Origin of the sequence: Chryseobacterium sp. JAH, assembly GCF_001507335.1 — a bacterium.
Lineage (GTDB): Bacteria > Bacteroidota > Bacteroidia > Flavobacteriales > Weeksellaceae > Chryseobacterium.
Map to the genome: position 1 here is coordinate 318,148 of NZ_LMAH01000003.1, position 22,109 is coordinate 340,256.

The 22,109-nt window shown below is 34.9% G+C and carries 27 protein-coding genes; 17 read left to right on the forward strand and 10 right to left on the reverse strand.

Features of this window, described 5'->3' with window-relative positions:
* The first annotated feature begins 90 nt into the window (after nt 1-90).
* From AR685_RS08600 to AR685_RS08615, 4 genes are read left to right on the forward strand one after another with little or no spacing between them, the layout of a single operon-like run.
* The gene (locus AR685_RS08600; protein WP_059124297.1) at nt 91-1,296 is read left to right on the forward strand and encodes an NAD(P)/FAD-dependent oxidoreductase; all 1,206 of its coding nucleotides are present in this window, start codon (nt 91-93) and stop codon (nt 1,294-1,296) included.
* Between the two features lie 4 nt (nt 1,297-1,300).
* Complete coding sequence (locus AR685_RS08605; RefSeq protein ID WP_059124298.1) at nt 1,301-1,708, forward strand: hypothetical protein; 408 nt, start codon at nt 1,301-1,303, stop codon at nt 1,706-1,708.
* Nucleotides 1,709-1,716: 8 nt separating this feature from the next.
* The gene (locus AR685_RS08610) at nt 1,717-2,355 is read left to right on the forward strand and encodes a DUF2306 domain-containing protein (RefSeq protein WP_059124299.1); all 639 of its coding nucleotides are present in this window, start codon (nt 1,717-1,719) and stop codon (nt 2,353-2,355) included.
* Nucleotides 2,356-2,360: 5 nt separating this feature from the next.
* Nucleotides 2,361-3,281: a YARHG domain-containing protein gene (locus AR685_RS08615; protein ID WP_059124300.1), complete on the forward strand. Its 921-nt coding sequence runs from the start codon at nt 2,361-2,363 to the stop codon at nt 3,279-3,281.
* 21 nt (nt 3,282-3,302) lie between these two features.
* On the opposite strand, the gene AR685_RS08620 is transcribed toward AR685_RS08615, so the two are convergent.
* The 3 genes from AR685_RS08620 to AR685_RS08630 all read right to left on the reverse strand — a co-directional run bounded on the left by AR685_RS08620 (nt 3,303) and on the right by AR685_RS08630 (nt 4,919).
* Nucleotides 3,303-3,692, reverse strand: a complete 390-nt coding sequence (locus AR685_RS08620; protein ID WP_059124301.1) for a DUF2809 domain-containing protein — start codon at nt 3,690-3,692, stop codon at nt 3,303-3,305.
* Nucleotides 3,693-3,771: 79 nt separating this feature from the next.
* Nucleotides 3,772-4,425 carry a thioredoxin family protein gene (locus AR685_RS08625; protein ID WP_059124302.1) on the reverse strand — a complete coding sequence of 218 codons (654 nt, stop codon included), beginning with the start codon at nt 4,423-4,425 and terminating at the stop codon, nt 3,772-3,774.
* Between the two features lie 5 nt (nt 4,426-4,430).
* On the reverse strand, nt 4,431-4,919 hold the full coding sequence (locus AR685_RS08630; RefSeq protein ID WP_059124303.1) for a TlpA family protein disulfide reductase: 489 nt from the start codon (nt 4,917-4,919) through the stop codon (nt 4,431-4,433).
* Between the two features lie 176 nt (nt 4,920-5,095).
* Here AR685_RS08630 and AR685_RS08635 point away from each other — a divergent pair, with 176 nt between their 5' ends.
* Both AR685_RS08635 and AR685_RS18015 read left to right on the forward strand, forming a co-directional pair.
* On the forward strand, nt 5,096-5,545 hold the full coding sequence (locus AR685_RS08635) for an energy transducer TonB (protein ID WP_059124304.1): 450 nt from the start codon (nt 5,096-5,098) through the stop codon (nt 5,543-5,545).
* Nucleotides 5,546-5,775: 230 nt separating this feature from the next.
* On the forward strand, nt 5,776-6,015 hold the full coding sequence (locus AR685_RS18015) for an energy transducer TonB (RefSeq protein WP_131777606.1): 240 nt from the start codon (nt 5,776-5,778) through the stop codon (nt 6,013-6,015).
* Nucleotide 6,016: 1 nt separating this feature from the next.
* Here AR685_RS18015 and mutS read toward each other — a convergent pair whose 3' ends face one another.
* The 3 genes from mutS to AR685_RS08655 form a co-directional block, all read right to left on the reverse strand.
* Complete coding sequence (gene mutS, locus AR685_RS08645; RefSeq protein WP_047443285.1) at nt 6,017-8,605, reverse strand: DNA mismatch repair protein MutS; 2,589 nt, start codon at nt 8,603-8,605, stop codon at nt 6,017-6,019.
* 82 nt (nt 8,606-8,687) lie between these two features.
* Nucleotides 8,688-9,200 carry a DUF4274 domain-containing protein gene (locus tag AR685_RS08650; RefSeq protein ID WP_059124306.1) on the reverse strand — a complete coding sequence of 171 codons (513 nt, stop codon included), beginning with the start codon at nt 9,198-9,200 and terminating at the stop codon, nt 8,688-8,690.
* A 26-nt stretch (nt 9,201-9,226) separates the two neighbouring features.
* Nucleotides 9,227-10,117 carry a cupin-like domain-containing protein gene (locus tag AR685_RS08655; protein ID WP_059124307.1) on the reverse strand — a complete coding sequence of 297 codons (891 nt, stop codon included), beginning with the start codon at nt 10,115-10,117 and terminating at the stop codon, nt 9,227-9,229.
* A 199-nt stretch (nt 10,118-10,316) separates the two neighbouring features.
* Between AR685_RS08655 and AR685_RS08660 the strand changes: the two genes are divergently transcribed.
* The 11 genes from AR685_RS08660 (at nt 10,317) to AR685_RS08710 (ending at nt 19,291) form a co-directional block, all read left to right on the forward strand.
* Complete coding sequence (locus AR685_RS08660; RefSeq protein ID WP_047443288.1) at nt 10,317-11,198, forward strand: bestrophin family protein; 882 nt, start codon at nt 10,317-10,319, stop codon at nt 11,196-11,198.
* A 34-nt stretch (nt 11,199-11,232) separates the two neighbouring features.
* Complete coding sequence (locus AR685_RS08665; protein WP_047443289.1) at nt 11,233-11,784, forward strand: hypothetical protein; 552 nt, start codon at nt 11,233-11,235, stop codon at nt 11,782-11,784.
* A gap of 77 nt (nt 11,785-11,861) precedes the next feature.
* A complete protein-coding gene (locus AR685_RS08670; protein WP_059124308.1) occupies nt 11,862-12,392 on the forward strand; it encodes an RNA methyltransferase in 531 nt (176 codons plus the stop codon).
* Nucleotides 12,393-12,577: 185 nt separating this feature from the next.
* Nucleotides 12,578-13,228, forward strand: coding sequence for a CBS domain-containing protein (locus tag AR685_RS08675; RefSeq protein ID WP_047443291.1), 651 nt, complete (start codon nt 12,578-12,580; stop codon nt 13,226-13,228).
* 1 nt (nt 13,229) lies between these two features.
* A complete protein-coding gene (locus AR685_RS08680) occupies nt 13,230-14,096 on the forward strand; it encodes an NAD kinase (RefSeq protein ID WP_047443292.1) in 867 nt (288 codons plus the stop codon).
* 70 nt (nt 14,097-14,166) lie between these two features.
* Entirely contained in the window at nt 14,167-15,237 is a 1,071-nt protein-coding gene (fbaA, locus tag AR685_RS08685) for a class II fructose-bisphosphate aldolase (protein WP_047443293.1), read from the forward strand.
* Between the two features lie 69 nt (nt 15,238-15,306).
* A complete protein-coding gene (accD, locus tag AR685_RS08690) occupies nt 15,307-16,161 on the forward strand; it encodes an acetyl-CoA carboxylase, carboxyltransferase subunit beta (RefSeq protein ID WP_047443294.1) in 855 nt (284 codons plus the stop codon).
* Between the two features lie 125 nt (nt 16,162-16,286).
* Nucleotides 16,287-16,799 carry a DUF6973 domain-containing protein gene (locus AR685_RS08695; protein WP_059124550.1) on the forward strand — a complete coding sequence of 171 codons (513 nt, stop codon included), beginning with the start codon at nt 16,287-16,289 and terminating at the stop codon, nt 16,797-16,799.
* A gap of 164 nt (nt 16,800-16,963) precedes the next feature.
* Nucleotides 16,964-18,367 (forward strand): nucleoside recognition domain-containing protein, encoded by a 1,404-nt coding sequence (locus AR685_RS08700; RefSeq protein WP_059124309.1) that lies wholly within the window; start codon nt 16,964-16,966, stop codon nt 18,365-18,367.
* A gap of 30 nt (nt 18,368-18,397) precedes the next feature.
* Nucleotides 18,398-18,889 carry a hypothetical protein gene (locus tag AR685_RS08705; RefSeq protein ID WP_059124310.1) on the forward strand — a complete coding sequence of 164 codons (492 nt, stop codon included), beginning with the start codon at nt 18,398-18,400 and terminating at the stop codon, nt 18,887-18,889.
* 15 nt (nt 18,890-18,904) lie between these two features.
* Complete coding sequence (locus AR685_RS08710; RefSeq protein WP_047443297.1) at nt 18,905-19,291, forward strand: hypothetical protein; 387 nt, start codon at nt 18,905-18,907, stop codon at nt 19,289-19,291.
* A gap of 81 nt (nt 19,292-19,372) precedes the next feature.
* Here AR685_RS08710 and AR685_RS08715 read toward each other — a convergent pair whose 3' ends face one another.
* The 4 genes from AR685_RS08715 to AR685_RS08730 form a co-directional block, all read right to left on the reverse strand.
* Nucleotides 19,373-20,248, reverse strand: coding sequence for a hypothetical protein (locus AR685_RS08715; protein WP_059124311.1), 876 nt, complete (start codon nt 20,246-20,248; stop codon nt 19,373-19,375).
* Between the two features lie 7 nt (nt 20,249-20,255).
* Nucleotides 20,256-20,651, reverse strand: a complete 396-nt coding sequence (locus tag AR685_RS08720; RefSeq protein ID WP_047443299.1) for an ExbD/TolR family protein — start codon at nt 20,649-20,651, stop codon at nt 20,256-20,258.
* 10 nt (nt 20,652-20,661) lie between these two features.
* Entirely contained in the window at nt 20,662-21,366 is a 705-nt protein-coding gene (locus tag AR685_RS08725) for a MotA/TolQ/ExbB proton channel family protein (RefSeq protein ID WP_059124312.1), read from the reverse strand.
* A gap of 172 nt (nt 21,367-21,538) precedes the next feature.
* Entirely contained in the window at nt 21,539-22,000 is a 462-nt protein-coding gene (locus AR685_RS08730; RefSeq protein WP_047443301.1) for a hypothetical protein, read from the reverse strand.
* Nucleotides 22,001-22,109 lie beyond the last annotated feature (109 nt).

Sequence of the window (22,109 nt, forward strand, 5' to 3'; positions counted from 1 at the left end):
AAAATTATAATCCTCAAAATTACTCAAATAAGATGGTTTATAAAAATTGTAGTTTTGCAAAAATAATCTTCAGCATAAGATTAAATAATTATGAAGCAAATTATCATTATCGGAGGCGGTGCAGCAGGATTTTTCTGCGCAGCAAATCTTGACGAAAAGAAATATAAAATTACCATTCTCGAACAAAATTCAGACGTTCTTCAGAAAGTAAAAATTTCCGGAGGCGGAAGATGCAATGTTACGCACGCATGTTTTGATCCAAAAGAATTGGTTCAGTTTTACCCTCGTGGAAATAAAGAATTATTAAGTGTTTTCACCAAATTTCAACCTGGCGACACGATGGATTGGTTCGAAAAACGAAAAGTTTCGTTGAAGATTGAAAATGATAATAGAGTTTTCCCTGAAAGCAATTCTTCGCAGACGATTATCAATACTTTTCAGAATGAAATTCAGCAGAAAAATGTTGAAGTGAAAACGAAATGTTCGGTAAAAGAAATTATAAAAAAAGACGATCAATACTTAGTTTCTACAAGTTTGGGCGATTTCCTTGCTGATTATGTCATCTACACTACAGGAAGTTCGCCGAAATCTTTAAAGATGATTGAAAATTTAGGACACAAAATCATTGATTTGGTTCCTTCGCTTTTTACATTTAATATAAAAGATGACTTGCTGAAAGATCTTTTGGGAACAAGTTTTGAAATGGCCGAAACATCCATTCCAAAACTAAAAACAGAAGAAAGCGGACCTTTATTGATTACCCATTGGGGACTTTCAGGACCTGCGATTTTGAAAATTTCGGCTTGGGAAGCAATTAATCTGGCAAAAGTAAAATACAATTTTGAAATTCAGGTAAATTTTATATCGAAGGATATGGAAGATGCTGAAGAATTATTTCAGAATTTTAAAGTTTCCAATCCGAAAAAATTAATTGGATCATCGAAAATTTTTGACGTAACGAATCGTTTTTGGCAAAGAATTTTAGCAGTTTCAAAGGTTGATTCAAATAAACAAATTGCGAATATTTCAGGAAAGGAAATGCAGACGATTTTGGAAAACCTTTGTAAAAAGAAATTTCAGGTAACAGGAAAGTCGACTTATAAAGATGAATTTGTAACCGCAGGAGGTGTAGATTTAAAGGAAATTAATTTTAAAAATATATCTTCGAAAATTTTACCTAACTTTTACGTGGCCGGAGAAGTTTTAAATATTGATGCGGTAACTGGTGGATTTAATTTTCAGGCTTGCTGGAGTGAGGCCTGGCTGATTGCACAGGATTTGAATAATTTAAAATAAAATAATGAAAAAAGCTATTCAACTATTCTTTATTTTTATCGGTTCACTTGCATTTTCGCAAGACCACGAAGAGATAAAATCTACAATAATCTCTAATGACAGTATTTACACCCAAGCAGATATTCCAGGAGAATACCCTGGAGGAATTAACGCTTTCAGAACTGCATTTACTAAAGTTTTCAATTTCAATCCTAATTCAAAAGGGAAAGTAAGCTCCGTTGTTTCTTTTGTGGTTTCTGATCAAGGACAAATAGAGGATATTGTAGCCACAGGCGAAAACAAGAAAATGAATAAAGAAATGGAAAAAGCCATCAAAAAACTTAGTAATGTTTTGTGGAAACCCGCTGAAATTAACGGAAAACCTGTCAAATTTAGATTTAGATTACCAATTTCAATGGAATTCCACAATTAGAAATAAAAATGCTTTCAATTAAAAGAAATATCCTGAACATTCTAAAAATTCTTCTCATCATAGGATTCGCATATTTCTTTTGGCTGATGCTGAAAATCACTTTAGAATATATTCCTTTAGATACCAATGTCAGTTTTTTAATGATTAAACAGACTGAAGTGGTGGAAAGACCGGAATATCTTTACTTTTTTTACACTCATGTGTACACGAGTATTTTTGTTTTATTGGCGGGATTTTTAGCCATTCTAAGAAAGGATTTTGGCATTAAACACTTTCATAAAAATGCAGGAAAGATCTATATTTTTCTAATTCTTTTTCTTGCGGCACCATCCGGAATTTACATGGGAATTTTCGCCAATGGCGGTTTTTTATCTAAAATTTCTTTCGTTATTTTAGGCTGCCTTTGGTGGTTTTCAACCTTTAAAGCTTATCAATTAGCGCGACAGAAAAAATTCACAGAACACAAACAGTGGATGTGGCGAAGTTTTGCATTCACAATTTCTGCCATCACTTTGAGAATGTGGAAGGTTTTTATTGTATATTTATTTCACCCAAATCCGATGGATGTTTATCAAATCATTGCATGGCTGGGTTGGGTTCAGAATATTATTTTAATAGAATATTTAATCACAAAAAAGCACATTTAATCAATATGAAAATTTTAAAATTTACATTAATCACATTGTTTGCAATCGGTTTGACAGGCTGCAAAAAAGAGGCAACGACCGAAGAAAAATCTAAAGACAACTTAACTGCAAAAATAGATTCTGTTGTGGTTCCTGAAGTTCATAAAGAATATTACGGAATTTACACCGGAGAATTTGCAGGCAAAGGCGAGGTTTACGACAATGAAACGAAAGAATATTACGAAGGAACAGATTATAAAAGATTATCCTTAAAAATAAACAGGATTACCCAGGATTCTGTGTACGGACAGAGCATTGTGAATGGAACTCAGCGACCTTTCAGAGGCGTTTTTAATGAAAGCTCCCAATCTTTTATTCTGGATGAACCTGGAACTGATAAAACCGACGGAAGATTTGAAGTGAAATTAAGCAACGACAGCATCACCGGAAAATGGACTGCCTTCAATAAGTCCGCAGTAAAAGCTCCAATGAAGAAGTTAAAGCTGATCAAAAAAGAGTTTGTCTACAATCCGAATTTTATGCTGGATGAAAATTCTGACCTGATTGATTGGGAAAATCCGAGAGATTTTAAAGAGAAATATACCGATGAAGAAACCGGTAAGACAGAAACGTTCACCTCATCAAAAAACAGAATTGCTTCTGATGCGGTTTTTAAAATCAATGCGTCTAAACAGAAACTGAGCGAAAAAGACCTGAAAAATCTAAGAAAATTGGATATGGAAATCATTAAAAATGCCGTTTTCGCCAGACATGGTTATTCATTCAAAAAGCAGACTTACAGAAACTTTTTTGAGCAGACAGATTGGTATATCCCGGTTTCGGGTAACGTTGACAGCGAACTTTCGCCGATGGAAAAGGAAAATGTGGCTTTACTGAATCGCTTTATTAAGTATGCCGAAGATAAATATGATTCTTTTGGAAGATAATTTTCATTTTGATTAAACGGATCAAGAGGATTTTTTTTGAGCTGATTTTATTTTAAATATAATATAAAGCATCAAACATCCCGCTCCGTAGCACAAAATATCAATCCATGAAAAAGAATTTCCGATTATAATATACATTAGGCTTCCTCGTTGGAAGCCTAATTTTTCGGCAATATTGAGACATTGCGCAAACTCTACCAGACAGGAAAAAGCAAAAATTCCGATGATAAGCTTTGTATCATCTACGATGAAAAAACTTTTCACAAGTGTGTACAACAGCATGACAACGATGACATCTCCAAGATATGCTCTTATAAAAAACTGATCTTTCAAAACAGTTGCAATTAAGACTTCAACAAGGAAAATAAGTATCGTTATCAGTAAATATTTCAGGGTAAATTTAAATTTCATCTTACTATTTTGTTTTTATTCTTTAAAAAAGAAGCGGACCAAAGTCCGCTCCGCTGAATGTCGAATACAGGAATTACCCCTACTTTTTCACTTTAATTGTACAGCCTATAGCCACTGTTTTTGTTGTTTTTATGTCATTTCCTTTAATCAGTGCATCAACTGCATCTTTTACATAATGTTCAGTTGCTTCACTTGCATTTTCGTAATTATTGTCGATCGCACCAATATATCTAACCACGTTTATGTCTCCTTCTCTCTTTAACACAAAAACATGAGGCGTTTTTGTGGCACCATACTGAGGATAAACTTTCTGTCCCTCATCTACCAAATAAGGAAAAGTAAAACTCTTTTCTTTTGCTCTGGCAATCATTTCCTTATACCCGTCCTGAGGTTGTACTTTAGGATCATTCGGGTTGATTGCAATCACAGGATAACCATACTGTTTGTATGTTTTATCTAATTCTGTAATCCTTTCTTCATAGCTTTTAGCATACGGGCAGTGATTGCAAGTAAACACAACAATAAATCCTTTGGCATCATTAAAATCTTTTAAAGAAACCATTTTGCCGTCAATGTTTTTAAGCTTAAAATCAGCAGCTCTATCGCCAACCTCATATCCCTTTTTTTCAGTGCTTTCTTTCGGAGCGTCCGAAGTGTTTTTTGCGGTTTGCCCAAAACTCAGTATTGTAAAGGCGACTGCAAAAACCGTCAGTATTGTTTTTAATTTTTTCATATTATTTATAAATTTTTATTAATTTCTTTTTCCAATTCCTCTTTGTTCATTTCCCCATCGTTGAAATACATTTTTTCTCCATTTTTATAGAATATTGTAACCGGAATATTTCCTTCCCAATTTTTATCAAATCTTGGAATCCAGGTATTCATTCTTTTAATATCATCCAGCAAAACAACTTCTGCCGAGAGATTTTTTTTACTGATAAACTGGATTACTTTTTCTTTGTCTTTTATACGGTCTAAAGAAACGAGGAGCATTTTAAATTTCGGATTATTTTTAAACTTTTCGTTTACTTTGATAAAATCTGGAAGCTCTTTCACACAGGGACCGCAGGTTGTTGACCAAAAATTCACAACCAGCATTTTGTCATTCTCTTTCTTTATGCGTTGCTCCACTTCCTCATAATTCATCACCTGTACATTTCTCTGTAACTGAGCATCATAAAGTGACAAGCCTATCATCAAAAGCAGAAAACACAAAAAATTCTTCATTCTCAAATTTAGCAAAAGCAATATCAAGTTGATGATACGCAATCTGTTAAAATTTGTTAATAATTTTTCACGTCCAATTCATGATAGTAATTTGCGGTATCTTATTTGCTGAATTTTGAAAATCAAACCGTGCATGTGAGATTCTTTCAAAATAAGAATTAATAAAACTAAATTTAATGAAGAAAGCGATTTTTTTGTTTGGATTACTCTTCGCAGCATGCTTTTATGCTCAAAATTCAGGAACAGCAGCTCCTGAAAAAAAAACCACATCTACCATTCCTGATTATGCTGTTTTACAAAAGAAAATGAGCTTAAAAGATGTCGTTACCACTGCTGACACTGTGCCTGAATTTCCGGGCGGTTTAAAAGTTTTTAAAAGAAAATATTTTGAAAGCATCGAGACTTTAGATGTGAAAATCAATGAAAAAGTTGACACACGCCTTTATTTCATCGTTGAAAAAAATGGTTATGTACGAAACGTTACCGCAGTCGGAACCAACAAAAAGCATGTAGAAGCAGCAGAATTGGGTTTAAGAAGAATTTTCGCCCGTTGGAAACCTGCTACCGTCAACGGTGCACCAGTACGTTACCTAATGTATTTTCCTTTGACGAGTAAAGAATTTTAAATCTTAAAGCTATCTTCGTGAAAATTTTAATGGTGAAAAAAATACTAATCATCTTTTACTTACTTTTCTTCTATTTTTCGTTTGGACAAGATTCAACAAATACCTACGGTCAACTTAATGAATTGGTATTAACTGAAAAAAATGGGAAAATTGAAATCGAAATGGAAAAAAAGCCTGAATTTTATACAGGCAACTCAAGCTTCCAAAATATGATTCAAAAAAAATTTAAGATGAGAAAAGTTTTAAATACCGGAAAAAAGGAGAGCTGTGAAGTTACATTTGTTGTTGAAAGAGATGGATCTGTATCTGGTGTAGAAGCTTTCGGTACAAACGAAGAGCTCAATAATGAAGCTGTAAGATCTGTCTTAAAAATTAAAGGAAACTGGATTCCCGGCGAAGTAAATGGGATGAAAGTTCGCGGGAGAATGAAATTTCCCATTTCCATTGATTTCACTCAAAACAACAATTAAGCTATTTCCCAATCATTTTTTTAATCGAATTTAGCTTCATTAAAGCTTCAATCGGCGTCAATGTATTAATATCAATTTTCGTCAGTTCCTCTCTGATATTTTCTAATACCGGATCATCTAGTTGAAAAAAAGAAAGCTGCATATTTTCTTCTGTGACTCTTTTTATCGAGTCTGAACTTCCGCTCTGCGAACGGCTGGCCTCCAATGTTTTCAGAATATCATTCGCTCTGTTGACAACCTTTGATGGCATTCCCGCTAATTTTGCCACATGAATACCGAAACTGTGCTCGCTTCCGCCCGGAATTAGTTTTCTTAAAAAAATGATATTTCCTTTATTCTCCTGAATCGAAACGTGGAAATTTTTTACTCGCTCAAAATTCACAGTCATTTCGTTTAGCTCATGATAGTGCGTGGCAAATAAAGTCTTTGCCTGCGTCGGATGCTGATGAAGATACTCGGCAATTGCCCAGGCAATAGAAACCCCATCATACGTTGAAGTTCCACGACCAATTTCGTCTAATAAAATCAAACTCCTGTCTGAAATATTATTTAAAATATAAGCCGCCTCATTCATTTCCACCATAAAAGTTGATTCGCCTGCAGAAATATTGTCTGAGGCTCCAACTCTTGTGAAAATTTTATCTAAAACTCCTATCTCTGCATATTTTGCAGGAACAAAACTTCCAATCTGTGCCATCAAACAGACAATAGCCGTCTGACGGAGAATCGCAGATTTACCGGCCATGTTGGGTCCCGTCACCATGATAATCTGCTGAGAATCTTTATCTAAAAATATATCATTCGGAATATATTTTTCGCCTAAAGGAAGAGCATTTTCAATAATCGGATGTCTAGCTTCTTTTAAATCGATAGAGAAACCATCATTCAGGACAGGTTTGGTATAACTTTCAGAAACCGCAAGTTCAGACAGTCCAACTGCAACGTCGAGCTGTGCGATGATATTTGAATTTTCCTGAATTCTATCCATATAAATCATCGTATCTGAACAGACTTTTCGGTACAGTTGATTTTCAAGCACACTGATTTTTTCTTCAGCGCCCAGAATCTGACTTTCATATTCTTTCAGTTCTTCGGTGATGTATCTTTCAGCATTCACCAATGTTTGCTTTCTGATCCAGTCGCTTGGAACTTTATCTTTATGGGTGTTTCGAACTTCAATAAAATATCCAAAAACATTATTAAAATCAATCTTCAGGCTGGTAATTCCTGTGCGTTCTACTTCTCGTTGGCACATTTCGTCAAGGAAACCACGGCCTTTATTTTGTAAACCTCTCAAATGATCGAGCTCTTCAGAAATATTCTGCTTGATAACATTTCCTTTCGCAAGATTAACGGGAAGCTCTTCATTCAAATGATTTTCAAGTAATTGAATTAAGTCATCTAATGAATTTAAAGGCTCCAACCATGCTAAAACATCAGCATGAGAATGAAGTAGTCCTTTAATTTTCTGAATATTAATCAAACTTTGACGGAGATAGCCAAATTCTTTAGGTGAAATTTTTTCCGCTGCGAGTTTCCCCATTAAGCGGTCTAAATCTGAAATCGCCCTTAGTAATTCAGAAATTTCATATTTCAGCTGATCATTTTCGTTTAAAAAATCGATTAATGAAAGTCGGCGACCAATTTCCTCAACAGACTTTAAAGGCAGAATAATTCTTCTCCTCAATAATCTTCCACCCATTGGAGTTGAAGTTTTATCGATGATATCTAAAAGAGATTTTCCTTTCGGATGACTTGGATACACGATTTCGAGATTTCTCAACGTAAAATGATCCATCATCAGATAATCTTCCTGCGGAATAATCTGAATTTTGGTAATGTGCGCCAGTAATTTGTGATGGGTATCTTCAACCAAATAAGCGAAAATGGCTCCTGCAGCGGTAATTGCCAAAGGTAACCCTTCAACGCCAAAACCTTTTAATGAATTGGTTTTAAACTGATTCGTCAGTTTTTCGTAGGCAAAATTATATTGATAGGCCCAGTCCTCTAATTTAAAAACATTTCTGTTTTTCAGCTGATCGGGAATTTGTACACTTCGTTGATAAATAATTTCACTAGGGTCAAACGTGTTGATGATGTGTAAAATTTTATCCAGATTTCCTTCGCTCACCAAAAATTCTCCGGTTGAAACATCGACTAAAGCGATTCCGTATTTTTCTTTTTCCTTGTGAAGCGAAAGCAGGAAATTGTTCTTTTTTGAAGTCAGAACCTGATCGTTGAATGTCACTCCGGGCGTCACCAATTCAGTCACACCTCGTTTTACAATTCCTTTGACGGTTTTCGGATCTTCCAATTGGTCGCAAATCGCAACACGGATTCCTGCTCTTACCAATTTAGGTAAATAAGAATCCACAGAATGGTGTGGAAACCCTGCCAGTTCAATGTGACCGTCCCCATTGGCTCTTTTCGTTAAAACAATCCCTAAAATCTGGGAAGTTCTCACGGCATCCTGACCAAAAGTTTCATAGAAATCTCCCACTCTGAAAAGCAAAAGCGCATCAGGATATTTCGCCTTGATGGTGTTGTACTGAGTCATTAACGGGGTCTCTTTCTTCGTCGCCTTTGCCATTGAAATCGTTCTTAAAATTGGGTTGGTAAAAGTATGAAATAAAAAAGAAGGAGTAAAGCAGTTCGTTATCTTTTGAGTCTATCTATCTGCGTTTTTTCGATGTTTTAAAATGCTTTTGTAAAAATTTCAATAATGTTCCGACGTATATCGGTCTGAATCCTCTCGTTGGTTTAAACATTTCTTGTGGAAGACCCCAGGCTTCAACTTCACTAATAGAGGTTTGAACATCAAAATCTTCTGCTGGATCGTATTTTATTTTCGATTTTTTAAAATTTTGTAATTTGAATCTTTGAATTATTTTCTCCAGCAAGTATAAAATATCTTTATCATAGTCATCGATACTATCTTTACCAAGATAGTAGTCTGGGCTACTTCTCCAGAAAATCATTAAAGCCGTTCCTTTATCGCAACCAGCAGAATCGACAATCCAATTTAAAACTTCTGTGCTATCATCCCAATTAAAGATCTCAACGAGATAATGCATTTCGGCAGAATCCAAATCTTTGAATTTATCAAAATCTGGTCTTTTTTCTTCAAAGAAGAGCTCAAAGAAATTCTTTTTAATGTATTCTTCTCTGCTTGGGAAAACGATCATGATATAATATTGTTTAATTATTCAATCTAAAGCATTCTTTCTTTGGTTTTACTTTGATATCTTTCAAGTGCTTCAGTCGCCTTCTCATACGCCCATTTCTGTTTATAATCAACCCATTCAGATTTAAATAATTTCCGTAAAATTTTGTCAGTGTAACGCATAATGAAAACATGATACAGCATATTCGCAAAAACTTTCGGCTTATTTGGTAAAGCTCTTAACGACATTGAAAAACCCGGTTCCAAATATCTGTTGAAATGCCAGAATGCTCCGGGAATAAAAAGCGCATCGCCGTGTTCCATAAAAATTTCAATGCCTTTTGCATATTTTAAAGCGGGAAATTTTTCGTAATCAGGATTTTCATAATCAATATCGTAAACCGTATGAACCGACAATGGAACTTTGTATAAAAACTTCGACTGTTTCTGGTCAAATAGTAAAATCCTCTTCTTCCCTTCAAAATGAAAGTGCATGAAATCTCCCAGATCAACATCATAATGCATCAAAACATGCGCTTCACTTCCTCCAAAAAATAAAGTCGGAAGCCGCTTGAAAAACTTAATTCCCAAATCGGGATACGTAAAGTTTTTCAGCAATTCCGGAAGTCGGTCGGTAATGATGTAAAAGAAAATACGAAGATCAGAAGGTTTAGATTTTATCGTGTCGATGTAATCCTTCATTTTCATCTTGGTCACGGGAGCATCAGAACTTTTTTTGGAATCTGCAGGTTTGTTATCGTAAAGCGGTACCTCCTGTTCTCCTGCTTTTTCTTTAATAAAATCAAAATTCCATTTATCAAAAGCATCCCACCGGCTTGCATAATTTTTGATCAGAAGAGGTTTTTTCTTCTTGAAATAATTTTCCTGAAAATCTTCCTTACTTATATCATTGACAACATCTACGTTTTCGAGAATCATGGGTTTGTAAATTTTACGCGAAATAAAAGTAGTGTTTTTTTGAAATCTATAAAAATTTTGAGAAAATTAGTTCCCACAGATTTCTATCTGATTTTATAATGTTTATTTAAGTATAAGCCGTAAAACATTTAACTAAAATTTAGATTTCCACAAAAAACAATAATTCGAATATTTTATCTTTGCAAAAAGCACATCAGCCATGAGAGTTTACAACACCAAAAATTTCCTGAAAATACTGGTCAGCTTACATAAAAGCGACACCATGAAAATCCTGTTTCCGACAATGGTTTTGATGGCTATTTACTCTTACGGAATTCAGTATTTGGAAGTTGAATATCTTCATCTGACAACAAAATCCAAAATCAGTAATGTAGGGCTGATTCACTCATTACTGGGATTTGTCTTGTCCTTGTTATTGGTCTTCAGAACAAATACGGCTTATGACAGATGGTGGGAAGGAAGAAAACTCTGGGGAAAACTAGTGAACGACACGAGAAATTTTGCCATAAAAATCAATATCATTCTCGCGGAAGACAGAAACTCAGCTGATCAAATTGCTCGATATTTAAAGTATTTCCCTCATTTTTTAGCTAAGCATCTCTCTCAGGAATCGACGAGGCTGGCTCTGGATGAAGATTATTCTGAAATTGAAAAATCTTTAAAACATCACGGGCCGACAGATTTGGTTGTTCTTTTGACACACAAATTATATCAATTAAAAAAAGAAGGAAAAATTTCTGATACAGAAATGCTTTATTTAGACACTCAGATCTCGGGTTTTCTAGATGTTTGCGGGGGTTGTGAGAGAATTAAAAACACACCAATTCCGTATTCATACTCTTCATTTATAAAGAAATTCATCATTCTTTATGTTGTAGCGCTTCCGATTGCTTACGTGATTAACTTAGGATTATTCATGATACCGCTGACTGTTTTTGTATATTACGTGTTGATGAGTCTGGAATTGATTGCTGAAGAAATTGAAGACCCTTTTAATAATGATGAAAATGATATTCCGATGGAAACCATTGCGCAGAATATCGAGAAAAATGTGCATCAGATTATGGGTGAGAAAAATTAGAAAAACAAAATATAAAGTTTAAAACGGAGTAATTATGGGAATGGACTATTATATTGAGCCCAAAAGTGAAACCGAATATGAGGAGTATTTAGATTTTCCAGATACACTTTCATATTTTTTTGAACAACTTGGAGGTTATGATGAAAAAAGTATCGTTTCACAGATAGAAAAAATCTTAGATATTGATTTAAGGATTTTTCAAATAACTTATAATCCTGAAATGGAGTTTGAGTTTGAAGAACCTGAGAAGGATTCAGTAGATGACAAAGATTCAGAGCACGATGATTTTTGGATAAATACAGATGATCTAATTAAAAAGCTTGACGAGTTTCTGGAAAAGATTAAAAGCAATAATAATTACTTTTCACAAATTATTTTTAATCCAGATAATGATGATTCAAAAACGTCAGGTATGGATATTGAAGATATAATTCGCTATCAAAAAGAAAATCCTCTAAGTTTATATCCTGTCAATAATGGAATTATCACTGATCAGGATTTAAATTCTTCGATTTCCGAATTGATGAAAATATTAGAAAACTTAAAAAGTCAGAAGATTGAGCAAATAAGGTTAATTTACATGTAAATTGAACTAAACAACTGATTAACAGCCAATCCAAACGACTTTAATATTCGTAAATTGTAATAAGAAATAAATATATTTTGGTAAATAAATTAAAACTGGAAGAACTCAATAGAATTGATGTAGAAACATTTAAGAAGGTGGAGAAAATTCCGTTGGTGGTTGTTTTAGACAACATCAGAAGCATGCACAATGTAGGGGCAACTTTCAGAACGGCAGATGCTTTTTTGATTCAGAAAATTATTTTATGTGGAATTACTCCGCAACCGCCTCACCGTGAAATTCATAAAGCGGCCTTGGGTGCAACAGAGAGTGTAGACTGGTCGCATGAAAAGGATATTAATGTAACGATCAATGATTTAAAAAGTCAAGGCTTTGAAGTAGTGGGAATCGAACAAACGACCAACAGCACGATGATCACTGATTTTAAAATTGACAATTCAAAAAAATATGCTGTTATTTTAGGGAATGAAGTGGAAGGAATCAGCGATGAAGCTCTGCACAATATTGATTCTTATATTGAAATTCCGCAACTCGGAACCAAGCATTCTTTAAATGTAAGCGTATGCGGTGGAATTGTAATGTGGGAGTTTGCAAAAGCCCTAAAATAAAAAAACTGCATATGCCTAAAAGACAGTGCAGTTTGAAATAAATCTAATAAAAAGTAAAAATGAAAGGCGACAAAGATACTTTTTAATATTTTACGAACAAAATTTTTTTTCGCATTTTTTACTTTTATGAAAAAAAGCTGCAATAAAGCAGGACAATTTCGTTTAAAATTTTATAAATTAGCACAATGTTTATCAAGGACTATATCTCAAAAGATTTTCCGTGTTTTCATCTGACTGACTCTATTGAATCAGCTAGAGAAACCCTAGAGGCATTTGGATATACGCATGTTTTCATCAAAAAATCACACCACTTTTACGGAGCCATCGCCAAAGACTTTCTTTATGAAGAAGAAGGAACTTTGAAAAACCTTGAACATCAGATCGAGCGCTTCGCCATTTTGGAAGACAATAATATTATGGACAGCATCAGGTTATTTTATACATTCAATGCCAACGTGATTCCTGTGATTAATAAAAATGAAAAATACCTGGGATACATCTGTTGTGATGACGTTTTTCAAACATTTTCAAAATACCCTCTGTTTTCGGAAACCGGTGCTACTCTAACCATAGAAACTCCGGCGAGAAAATATTCTATGACCGAAATTGCCAATATTGTTGAAAGCAACAATTCTAAATTCTACGGCGGATTTATCAGTTTCATGTCAGACGAGTTTATTCACATCACCATTAAAATCAGCAACGAAAATTTAGCTTCCATCGACGCTACTTTTGACCGTTATGATTACAGGATTGTTGAAAAATATTATTCTGATGAGAGAACAGACCTCTTCAAAGACCGTTTAGGTTTTTTACAAAAATTTATCGAAATATAATATGAAGGCAGCCATATATTCTCAGAAAAAAGATCTTGATACTTTTTTATATTTAAGCAAATTTATTTCTGAACTGGAAAGCAGAGATGTAAAATCTGTTTTATTTGACGAAATGGCTGAAGCGCTTCAATTTTCAAAAATATTTGAGACCTTTGGCAATAAACAGGATCTTATTGACAAAGAAGTTGATCTCTTCTTCACTTTCGGCGGAGACGGAACTATTGTTAATTCATTGACTTTCATTGAAGATCTCGAAATTCCTGTTGTGGGCGTCAACACCGGAAGACTTGGTTTTTTGGCAAGTTTCACCAAAGAAGAAGCATTTAAAGAGCTGGACTCTATTTTAAAAGGGGATGTAAAAACCAGTCGAAGATCTGTCATTGAAGTTGTTTCTCCAAAATCTGACGATTTTTTTCCGTATGCTTTAAATGATGTGACTATTTCTAGAAAAGAAACTACATCAATGGTGACTGTAGACTCTTATATCAACAATGAATTTCTCAATGTTTTCTGGGGCGACGGCGTGATTGTTTCTACACCAACCGGTTCTACAGCTTACTCGCTAAGCTGCGGCGGCCCTATTATTTCTCCTAATAACGAAAACTTTGTCATTACTCCTATTGCTCCGCATAATTTAAATGTAAGACCTTTGGTGGTCAACGATAAAGTGGAAATTAAATTCAAAGTGGAGAGTAGAGTTCCCCAATATTCTCTTTCATTGGATTCACGATTAATTCATATTGAAACAGATAAGGAAATTATCATTAAAAGGGCAAGTTTCCAGCTCTTATTGGTGCAGCCTAATAATTTAAGTTTCTACGAAACCATCCGTCAGAAGCTACTTTGGGGACGAGATAAAAGAAATTAGTAATTTCTCAAAATTGATTATCTTTACAAGAATTTTCAAAAAAAAATCCTAATATAATAATAAAGTAAACATGAGCAGAATTTTCCCGGCAGGAGTTGCCACAGGTCAGTTAGTTACAGATATTTTTCAGTATGCTAAAGAAAACAAATTTGCATTGCCTGCAGTGAACGTAATCGGTTCTAGCAACGTCAACGCAGTAATGGAAACTGCAGCAAAATTAAATTCACCTGTAATCATTCAGTTTTCTAACGGTGGAGCATCTTTCAACGCAGGAAAAGGACTAAGCAACGATGCTCAGAAATCAGCTATTTTAGGCGGTATCGCTGGAGCAAAACACATTCATACCCTTGCTGAAGCTTACGGAGCAACAGTAATTTTACATACCGATCACGCAGCAAAAAAATTATTGCCTTGGATCGACGGTTTGATGGAAGCTAACGAAGAATTTTTCAAGCAAACAGGAAAATCGCTTTACTCTTCTCACATGCTTGATCTTTCTGAAGAATCTTTGGAAGAAAACCTTGAAATTTCTGCCGAATATTTCGAAAGAATGGCAAAAATGCAGATGACTTTGGAAGTTGAAATCGGAGTAACAGGAGGTGAAGAAGATGGTGTTGACAATTCTGACATTGATAATTCTAAATTATATACTCAGCCTGAAGATGTGGCTTACACTTACGAAAAACTGAAAGCAATTTCTGACAATTTCACTATCGCAGCAGCTTTCGGAAATGTACACGGAGTTTACAAATCAGGAAATGTAGTTCTGACTCCAAAAATCTTAGATAATTCTCAGAAATTTGTTCAGGAAAAATTCGGAACAGCTGATAAGCCAATTAATTTCGTATTCCATGGTGGTTCAGGTTCTACTTTAGAAGAAATCAGAGAAGCGATTGATTACGGGGTTATTAAGATGAATATCGACACAGATCTTCAGTTCGCTTACACAGAAGGAATTAGAGATTACATGATAGATAATGTAGAATATCTGAAAACTCAAATCGGAAATCCTGAAGGAGAAGAAAAACCTAACAAAAAATTCTATGACCCAAGAGTTTGGGTAAGAAAAGGTGAAGAATCTTTCTCTAAGAGATTGGTTAGAGCATTTGAAGATTTAAATAACGTAAATACGCTTAAATAAATTATAAATTTTGAATTATAGATTAATTTTTAATCTATAATTCAAAATCTAAAATCTAAAATTTCATAAATGGCATTCGACTGGTTTAAAAGAAAAGCACAAAATATTACTACTTCTACAGATGACAAAAAGGATGTTCCGAAAGGACTTTGGCATCAGACTCCGTCAGGAAAAGTAGTAGAACACGATGAGTTGAAGAGAAATAATTATGTTTCTCCTGAAGATGGATTTCACGTAAGAATCGGAAGTGCCGAATTTTTCAGCATTCTTTTTGACGAAGGAAAATTTACTGAGCTGGACGCAAATGTTGAAAGTATTGACATCCTCAGCTTTAAAGATACAAAATCATACACTGACCGTCTGAAAGAAGTGAAAGCTAAAACAAAACTCACTGACTCTATCAGAAATGCAGTAGGAACCGTAAACGGAACTGAAATGGTGGTTTCTTGTATGGATTTTGCGTTCATCGGCGGATCTTTGGGTTCTGTGATGGGAGAAAAAATCAGAAGAGCTATTGATTACTGTATCGAAAAAAGACTTCCATACATGATTATTTGCCAGTCTGGAGGAGCGAGAATGCAGGAAGCAACATATTCTTTGATGCAGTTAGCAAAAGTTCAGGCAAAACTAGCTCAGCTTTCAGAAGCCGGACTTTTATACATCGCCTACCTTTGTGACCCTACATTTGGCGGAATTACCGCTTCTTTCGCAATGACTGCAGACATTATTATGGCTGAACCAAAAGCGTTGATCGGATTTGCCGGACCAAGAGTAATTCGTGAAACTATCGGTAGAGATTTACCAGAAGGTTTCCAAACCTCAGAATTCTTGCAGGAAAAAGGTTTTGTAGACTTTATCGTTAAAAGAACCGAAATCAAAGAAGTGGTTTCAAAAACAGTGAATTTATTAGCCGTAAAAGCTTAAAATTTAAACTTAAAATCATACAATCTCTCTCTATTCGGGAGAGATTTTTGTTTAAATAAAGAGCTTATTTATTTTTGCTTGATTTCAAAGCCAAAAGCAATAAGCCAATTGCCAACAGACAAATTATGAGGACGTTCAAAGTAATTTTCAATACAATCAGAAGCATGAGTTTTACGAAAATACTTAAGCTCTTATCTGCTGTTTTACCTCATCCTCTATTTTCGATTTTGAGTTTTTATGCAACCGTAAAAGCTTTTTCTATTGCACAGAATTTATATCCCAAAACGGCATCTAAAAATGGCGAAGGAAATGCTTTCAGACATTCGTTATGGTGCTGCTTTATTCTGATGTATTGCAGCAAAATTTCGTCGCCCGAAAAAGCATTGAATTTCTGCAAAAAAATAACTGATCTTCATGAAGAATTGTTCCCAAATGAACCGTTAGAAACAAAAATGGATCTCCACAACAATAAAACAGGTATGGATTATTTCATGGAACTTTTGCCGGGAATTCACCGTCAGTTTTTTGAGAAAAGTTTTTTTATCGAAGAATTGCAGAAGAAAACTGCCAATGCAAAGATTTTGAAAAATCTGAATGATGATTTTGCAGGGGAACTGGTTTATTTGGATGAAAAGTAACCTGTATTTAATGTCCGCAAAGTTTGTCAATCATCAGGAATTTCAACAATTCGGTTGGGATTGCTATTGAAGGATAAGACCTCTGATAATTTATGCAACTCATCAAATACTCTTTTTGCGACTTAAAGTTTTTTTAACTAAGTTTAAACAATTAATTTAATCAAATGGTTCTCAGCAGAATTTGGTCGGCCTTCATCATCATCGCCATTGCCATTGCCAGTATAAAATACATTTCGTCAAGCCACTACAAAACTATTTTCAACGATATGGTGGTAGGAAAAGGTGGCGACACTGTACAGGTGGCAACCCAAAATATCAGTACGCTTTCTCCAATCGTGAGAGACAGCCTGATGAAGAAAAACGATTTTGCAGACAGCAGAATTCATTACAGAACCGATTCTCTGAAACAAAATGTTCAGGTCTACCGTGTACAGGAAGCAGATGGTGTCATCGGAACTTCTGAAACAGCAGTCAAAATCTGTATCGGTTTGATTGGAATCATGACCCTTTTTATGGGATTTATGAGCATTGCTGAGAAAGCAGGCGGAATTAATTTGTTGAGTAGATTTATTCAGCCTTTTTTCTCAAGACTTTTCCCTGAAATCCCCAAAAACCATCCGGCGTTTGGACACATGCTGATGAATTTCAGCGCCAATCTTTTAGGCTTAGATAATGCTGCGACACCTTTCGGACTGAAAGCGATGGAAAGTTTACAGACTCTAAATCCGAATAAAGATACAGCGAGCAACTCACAGATTATGTTTCTCTGCCTTCATGCTGGAGGAATGACCTTAATACCCGTTTCGATTATTGCAATCAGGGCTTCGATGGGTTCAAAAACACCAACTGACATTTTCCTTCCCTGCATGATTGCAACTTTTGCAGCAACAATGGCGGCAATGATTATCGTATCATTATACCAAAAAATAAATCTTTTAAAACCCATCGTCCTTGCCTATGTTGGCGGAATTTCGGCGTTGATCGGTCTTTTGGTTGTTTATCTGGTTCAGCTGAGCAAAGATGAACTTGATGATTTCAGTAAAGTTTTGAGCAATGGATTAATACTTTTCATTTTTTTAGCTATTGTTCTTGGAGCTGTTTACAAAAAGATCAACGTTTTCGACGCCTTTATTGAGGGTGCTAAAGAAGGTTTTTACACTTGTGTAAAGATTATTCCTTATCTAGTCGGAATGTTGATAGCAATCTCTCTTTTGAGAACTTCAGGCGTTTTTGATGTTATTATCGACGGCATGAAATGGGTTGCTTACGCTTCAAATCTTGACCCACGCTTTGTTGACGGACTTCCGACAGCTTTAATCAAACCTCTATCGGGTTCAGGAGCCCGTGGAATGATGGTGGATACGATGGCAACTTTCGGAGCGGACAGTTTCCAAGGGAAATTGGCAGCGGTTCTACAAGGAAGCTCAGACACCACGTTTTACGTGATTGCAGTTTATTTTGGAGCTGTAGCCGTGAAGAATACGAGATACACGGTAATTGCGATGCTTTTGGCTGATTTAGTGGGTGTGATTACTGCGATTGGATTGGCGTATTTGTTTTTTGCTTAAAGAGAGATACATCTTATGATTTAAAATGATATGAAGATCAAATTTGGCTTAGTCTTATTTTTAATTCTTTCTCTTAATTCTATTTTATCTGCGCAGGGCGGATGGGATATCGGTTATTTGAAAATTCAAAATATTACAGCAGACCAAGTTGGAAAAACATTCAGAATAGATTTTAAATCCAATAAAGTGAAAGAAAAAGAACCTTCAATAAGATCCTATTTTCAGACAAAAGACTCCAATTTTATTTTAATTGATGGCACTAAAATAGAATTTGTTGAAGTAAGAAAAATCAATGTTGATGCAGGATATTATGAAGAACAGTTTCTACTTTGTAAAAGATGTAAATCACCTCTGAGGATTTCAGACATGCTCTTGTCAGAAATAAAAGAAGAAGCATTAATTTTTATTGCTGATTTTGAAATGGAAATTAATGATAAATCTGATAAAATAAACTTCAAAAAAGAAATTGAAGTTCACAGAAATGAATTGGAAGGATTAATCTTTTTAAATTCAAAATTTTAAATTCAAAGAAAAATTATGATCACAGATAAAGAATTCACCCTAAGACTCATCCGTCAGCTATCTCAAGCTTTGGAAAAACTGATTTTGGACAAACCCGAAGAAAGTTTAATGCAGAAAGAACTCGATTTCGATTCTTTAATGAAAGATATTTTTAAATTTGATTTTAAAGAACTCGCGGCAAAACCAAAAGAACAAGTAATTGAAATTGTAAAAGAGAGACAGGAGAGAGATCACAAAGATTACTATGAAATGCTCGGAAATCTTTTCTACTACAACGGGAAAGTTTTAAACAACAATGACTTTTTAGACAAAGCAAAAACCTTCTACGAGCTGTATCTTCAGACCAGCGGAATTTTTGCACTTCCCATTATTAACAGAATTAATGAAATCGCGAAAAGATAAGCATCTGTAATTCTAATAAAAATTACTGATGATTTTTACTACAAATAATAAAAAAAGCACCTGAATCAGGTGCTTTTGTATTTAGAAAGTAATGCTGTAGCTTCCGGTGGATGAAACACTGGCCTTTTCAGCCTTTACATATTTTTTAACCCAGGCTACTGATGTAGAAACCACACACGGATCTGAGATTCCGCCTGATCTTCTTGCCGAGGAGATATTCCCTGCTTTATCTACAACATAGGCTATTGTAATTGATCCACTTGCTGAGCAGCTGTGATTTGGTTGCGCTCCACCTCTCCCCATCGTCCCTGGAATATATCCCACCAATCGACGATCAATGCCAACTTTGCTATCACCATTTCCATCACCACCTAGAGGATCGCCATTATTACCAATTCCGTCGCCCGTACCCTGACTTCCTGCTTTCGTTCCACGACCTTTGATTAAATTTCCGATTGCGGCAGTACCTTTCCCGTCACCGCTTCCGGTTTTTGAATTGGCAGTTGTGGCAGAACTTTTAGCTTTCGTTTTTGTCGTAGAAGTAGCAGTGGATTTTTTATTTGTTTTTGAATCTTCTTTTTTCGGGGCAGTAACTTTAGAATTATTTCCAGTAATGATTTTATCTTTCACCTCTGTTTTTTTGGACTCAGGTTTTGAACTAATAACCGTTTTCGGTTCAGAAACTATGTTTTCTGCAGGTTCTGGTTCATTTTCTTCTGCTTTTGCAGCCAAGCTTCCTTCCTGATTGGCAGGCTCATCAATACCTGCTCCATTTCTGTTATCTCCAAAATTCACAAGCATCGTAGTGATGACTTCTGTTTCCTTAGGACGCTCCGTAGGTTTCATTTTATAGATGAACACGAATAATAAAATAGCAGACCAGATTAAGACAGAAAGCGCAGCGCTTTTTACCTTATCTTTATTTTCTTCGTCTCTATTTATTGTGTAACCTCTCATTTTGATCTTATTCTTTTACCGTTGCAATGGCTATGTTTAATTTATGCTTTTCTGCAATTTCCATCAAGAAAACCACATCTTTATGCATCGTGCTTTCGTCTGCTCTGATGGTAAATGATTTTGCTGATTTGCTGTTAAGGTCATTAACAATCGCCTGCTCCACCGACTCTCTTGCCACCGGTTTATCGTCCACAAAATATGACCCGTCCGGTTTTACACTTACTGTCATCGGATTCGGAATATTATCTTCCACACTTCCTGTCTGAGGAAGTTTCACATCAATCGCACTTTGATTAGCTGCCGAAGAGGTGATCATAAAAAAGATCAACATCAGCAAAATAACATCTGTCATTGCTGCTAAGCTAAATTCCGGATGTGCTTTATTTCTTCTCTGAATTTTCATCTGTTAGAAATTACAAAGGTTTATTAATTAGATCTAAAAATTCTCCCGAAACATTTTGCGTTCTCAAAACAAACTTATCAATTCTTGTCAACAAAATATTATAGAAAAAGTTCGCCGGAATTGCCACTGCCAAACCAACAGCTGTCTGTCCTAAAGCTGTATAAATACCTTCAGACAATGTTTTCGGAGAGAAAGCGCCTTCTGCGTGTGATAAATCAAAGAAAGCAATGATCATCCCAATTACTGTTCCCAAAAGTCCTAACATCGGAGCGATACTTGGTACGACCGCCAAAAGATTAAGGTTCTTTTCCATATTGGCAACTTCAATCTGAGCCTGAGATTCCATCGCACTTACGATATCTGAAACCGGTCTTCCCAACCTTGAAATTCCTTTTTCCAAAATTCTGGACTCCGGAGAGTTTTGCGTTTTACAGTAATCTGCAGCAGCATCAATTTTCCCGTCTCTGATGAAATCTTCAATATTATTCATGAAGTTTGAATCGGTCTTTGTGGTCATTCTTCTGATGTAGAAAAATCTTTCGAAGAAAAGATACACTGAGAAAACTCCTAGAGTCAAAACAGTAACCATTACTATCTTAGCAAAAGCACCTCCATGAAAAAGGATATCCCAAAATGAAAATTCAAGTTTTTCAGCGACCACAGTGGGTGCAGCAACTTGTGCAAATAAAATCTGAGTAAGTTCCGTTAACAGCATCAATTAGTTTATTTATAATGGATTTAAACGACAAAAATAAAGGAATATTATCAATTCATATCTTAAAATAAGCTTAAAATATTATTTCAAACTAAACATTCCGCCTAGAAACAGCAAATTTCTTTCCAAACATATATTTGAAAAGAAATTTATAGGTAGTATATAATGACAATTAGTCTTCGTCTACAATAATTTCGTCGGGTGTAAACTCGCATTTCAGTCTAAAAGGTAGCGGATTATCTGATCCTGTATAGAAATCATCGATATTCCCTTTCCATATTACCTGAAGCTCGTCATCTTCGTTTTTCTCAAAACAAAGTTCATTATCATACAGAAAAGCATCTTCGTCATCAAACAAATTGACTTCTGTATACACTTCATCATCAGAATCATTGATTTCAAATGTTTTTCCCTCAATCTCAGAAGATTCTATAGGAAACTCAATGATCTCCAGAGATAGCTGGGGAAAATTGTACTGTAATGAATCATCATCCACATGATCTAATCCGTCATCCGTAATGATTTCTACTTCTAGAAAATGTTTTTGATTACTATAAACAGCCTTGCAGTAAGTGCTTTTTATATTGTACTTCAATGTTTCGTCCGGATGGTAAATTTTTAAAATCCCTTTCATTATTTCTTAAAAAAGAACTGTAATAGTATGATAGTTAAATGCTTTAGGCAAAGATAAAAAATTGTATGAATGTTTAAAATATTTTCAAAATTATTTTTTAGCAAATAGT